General features: G+C 60.4%; 1 protein-coding gene, 2 tRNA genes and 1 pseudogene. All 4 read right to left on the bottom strand.

Annotated elements, in window-relative coordinates; translation table 11 throughout:
- Nucleotides 1-161: pseudogene (locus AC1DSG_RS29165) on the bottom strand (virulence factor family protein); the annotation flags it as partial.
- Nucleotides 161-2,803 carry a bifunctional lysylphosphatidylglycerol flippase/synthetase MprF gene (gene mprF, locus AC1DSG_RS29160; RefSeq protein WP_477793967.1) on the bottom strand — a complete coding sequence of 881 codons (2,643 nt, stop codon included), beginning with the start codon at nt 2,801-2,803 and terminating at the stop codon, nt 161-163. The pseudogene AC1DSG_RS29165 and the gene mprF, both read right to left, overlap by 1 nt.
- Before the next feature lie 281 nt (nt 2,804-3,084).
- Nucleotides 3,085-3,161, bottom strand: a tRNA-Met gene (locus tag AC1DSG_RS29155).
- Nucleotides 3,162-3,393: 232 nt separating this feature from the next.
- Nucleotides 3,394-3,470, bottom strand: a tRNA-Met gene (locus AC1DSG_RS29150).
- Between the last annotated feature and the right edge of the window lie 8 nt (nt 3,471-3,478).

Here is a 3,478-nt window from a genome sequence, read left to right as displayed (position 1 = left end):
GTGCCGGGAATCACCCGAGTCATCGCGGCGCCATCGGCCGGCGTCAGCTGTTCGAGCGTCGGTGCCGGTGCCGGGCGTTTCAGGTACCAGAAACCGCCACCGAGAATCAGGGCCAGCACTACCAGTGTGGCCAGTACGTACCGCAAGGAGCGTTGAATCATCAGCGTTTCACCAATCCAGTCAAGCCGCCCGCAATCAGGGCAGCAGTATCGGCCAGGGCAACCAGCGGATCGAGTCCGGCAGGCACGGCCATATAACGGGGTTCCCAGTCAGGCTGGAACTTGTCTTTGAAGCGGCGCAAGCCTTGGAAGTTGTAGAGCTGCTCACCACGGCGGAACACCATCGAGCCCAGACGCTGGGTCAGCGGTGCACCACGACGGGGTTGCAACCCCGACAACGGCACCATGCCCAGGCTGAAACGCGCGTATCCATGATTTTTATAATGTTGAATCAGGCCGACCATCATGAATTCCATGGTCAGCTTCGGCGCGTCCGGGTGCGCACGCATCAGGTCGAGGCTGGCCAGGTCATGGCCGTAGGTCTCGAGCAGATTGGCGAAGGCCACTGGGCGACCTTCGAAACGGATCACCGCAATGCGAAAGTGCTTGAGGTAGTCATCGCTGAAACGGCCCAGCGAGAAGCCTTTCTCGCGGACGTTCTTGCCGGTCAGCCAGGCATCGGAAATGACCTTGAGCTCTTCCATCGGGGCCTGACCCGGTTCAAAGATCTCCAGCGACAAGCCATCGCGGGTGCCACGGTTCCAGGTGTATCGCAGGTCTTTCATCTCTTTGCCCTTGGCTTCGAGATCAAAGCGATGCAGATCGACCCGGGCTTCTTCGCCCAGTTTGATCGCGGTCAGGCCGATGTCCATGTAATACGGCAGGTTCTCGGCGCGCACCTGATAGAACACGGGGCGGGCGTGGTGGACGTCGCAAAGGTCGCGGAACTGCCAGATCATTTCCGCCCGTTGCTGGGTCGGGCCGATCGGGTCGTACAACGCCACGAGGCTGCGCCCACGGCGGGCGTACATCAGAAACGCCTCGTCGTTAGGGTGAAACAGCAGCGCCTTGTCACCGGTCAGGGCCAGGCCACCATCCGGTTGGGCGGAAGCCATGAGGATCTTTACCGCACGGTCCAGCTCATCCGGCGTCGGCAAGTGAATGACCGGGCGGGCGGTGCGCAGCAGCCAGGTCAGGGATACGACGACCAGCAGCACGGCGGCGCCCAGCAGCGAGCGCAAGCCGCGCGGCGCATCGGCATCGAGGGTGAACTGCCACCAGAGTTGATGGCTGTACGGAACGTCCTGATACGCAAACAGCAGCAACCAGATCGAGGCGCCTAGCACGCACAGGCTGGACACCAGATACAGCGGCGAGAACGGCAGTTCGGTGAGGCGGCTCGGGCGATAGAACGAGCGGCGGAAAACCCCCAGCAGGCTGGCGGTGAGGGTCATCAGGCAGGCTTCTTCCCAGTCAAAACCCTTGAGCAGCGAGAGCAGGGCGCCGACCAGCAGCAAAATGGTGGTCAGCATCCAGGCGGCAGACAGGCGTCGACGCAGGCCTTGAGCCAGCAACAGGCACAAGACGCCGATCAGGCTGGCGCCGAAGTGCGAGGCATCGACCAGGCGATGTGGAATCAGAAAACCGACGTGTTCCAGGCGGGTGTCGATTTCCGGGGTCACGCCGGAAAACAGCAACACCACACCGGACAGGAACACCAGCACCGCCAGAATCGGTGCCGCGAGGCCCGACGCTGCGCGCAGGGACTGACGCGACTGAAACAGGCGCTGGCCTTCGTTGATCAGCAGGAACAGGCAGGCCACCAACAGGGGCAACACCACATAAATCAGTCGATACAACAACAGGGCGGCGGCCAGTGGTGCCGCGCCAAGTGAATCGGCAAAGGCGGCCAGCAGAATCGCTTCGAATACGCCGACCCCGCCCGGCACATGGCTGAGCACGCCCGCGGCCAATGCCAGCAAGTACACCAGCAGGAAAGCGCCGAAGGGCGGAGCCTCGGGCAGCAACAGATAGAGCACGGTCGCGGCGGCTGCCACGTCCAGGGCGGTGATGATCAGTTGCAGGAAAGTCAGGCGGCGCCCGGGCAGGCGCAAGGTGCGGCGGCCGACTTTGACCAGCAGGTTGTCAGGGGAAGGCTGTTCCGGCAGGCGACGGCGGTAGATGCCGATGGCCAGGACGCTGAAGAGCAGCAGGACTGCCGCGGCAATCGCACCGAGCAGTGTCTGCGACAGACCCAAGGCTGCAGAGGCAGCGGGTAGGTTGCTGAGGGTCGCCAGGGCGGCCAGCGGTGGCAGGGCGCAACCGAGCGACAGGCTCGCAAACAATGTCATGTGAGCGACTTCTGAAGCCCCCAGACCATGACGTGCATATAAACGATAACGAACCGAGCCCCCCGAGAGCATCGAAAGGCCAATGGCATTGCCGATCGCAAAGGCCGTGAACCCGCCGAGCGCCAAAATTCGAGGTGCCAGCGTCACACCCGCATAGCGACTGGCCGACCACTCGTAACCCAACAGAATAATGAAACCGGCCACGGTCGCACCCAATGCGCCCAGCAATGCCGGTTTCGGAACTTCCAGAATGGAGTCGTGCAAAGCGTACAGATCGAGTTCGCTCAACAGATGACGGCAGGCAATCAGCGCGATAGCGAACAACAGCAGAGTGACCGCCAGGCCGATGGGCTGGCGATATTTGCTGATCAGATCGAGCAGGCGCAAACGCTCGGCCTTGATCGGTTGTGTCGCTGTGACGGTGTCTTGTGGGTCAGACGAGTTGGCGCGCATCAATCACCTCTTGGATCGTGCGCGACAGGATGGAGGTATCGAGCCAAGTTACCAATCCCTGTAGATAAAAATAATCACGAATATTAACGCCTCTGACCGGGTTCCGGCGATGGCGCGTCATGAGTCGTAGAGGAGAGGGCTGCCTGAGTTCCAGCATCGTCTGGATTCAGCGGTTTGAAGATCCCTGACGCTTTGCGACACTGTGACAGATCATTGTTGCGAAAGGACTTTTTCGGCAGATACAAAAAAGGCCACTCTTTCGAGTAGCCTTTTTTGATGTTTGGTTGCGGGAGCCGGATTTGAACCGACGACCTTCGGGTTATGAGCCCGACGAGCTACCAGACTGCTCCATCCCGCGTCTGTGTGGCGGCATTCTACAGGCGAACGGCGGAGTGTCAACCGTTAATCCCAAGATAGGTCAAATAAGCGTAAATGAGTGGCGAACGGTCGCAGGAGAGGCCTAAGTTTCGGAATCAGAACGATTTCTCATTTCGGGTCGCTTAAGTGTTCGTGCTGCATTTCTTCGCGCGCGCCTACAAAACAGACGCGCACAAAAAAGGCCACTCTTTCGAGTAGCCTTTTTTGATGTTTGGTTGCGGGAGCCGGATTTGAACCGACGACCTTCGGGTTATGAGCCCGACGAGCTACCAGACTGCTCCATCCCGCGTCTGTGTG

The sequence above is a fragment of the Pseudomonas sp. P5_A12 genome (assembly GCF_056400685.1).
The sequence above is the reverse complement of the archived record's forward strand: the minus strand, read 5'-3'. Positions and strand labels throughout refer to the sequence as shown.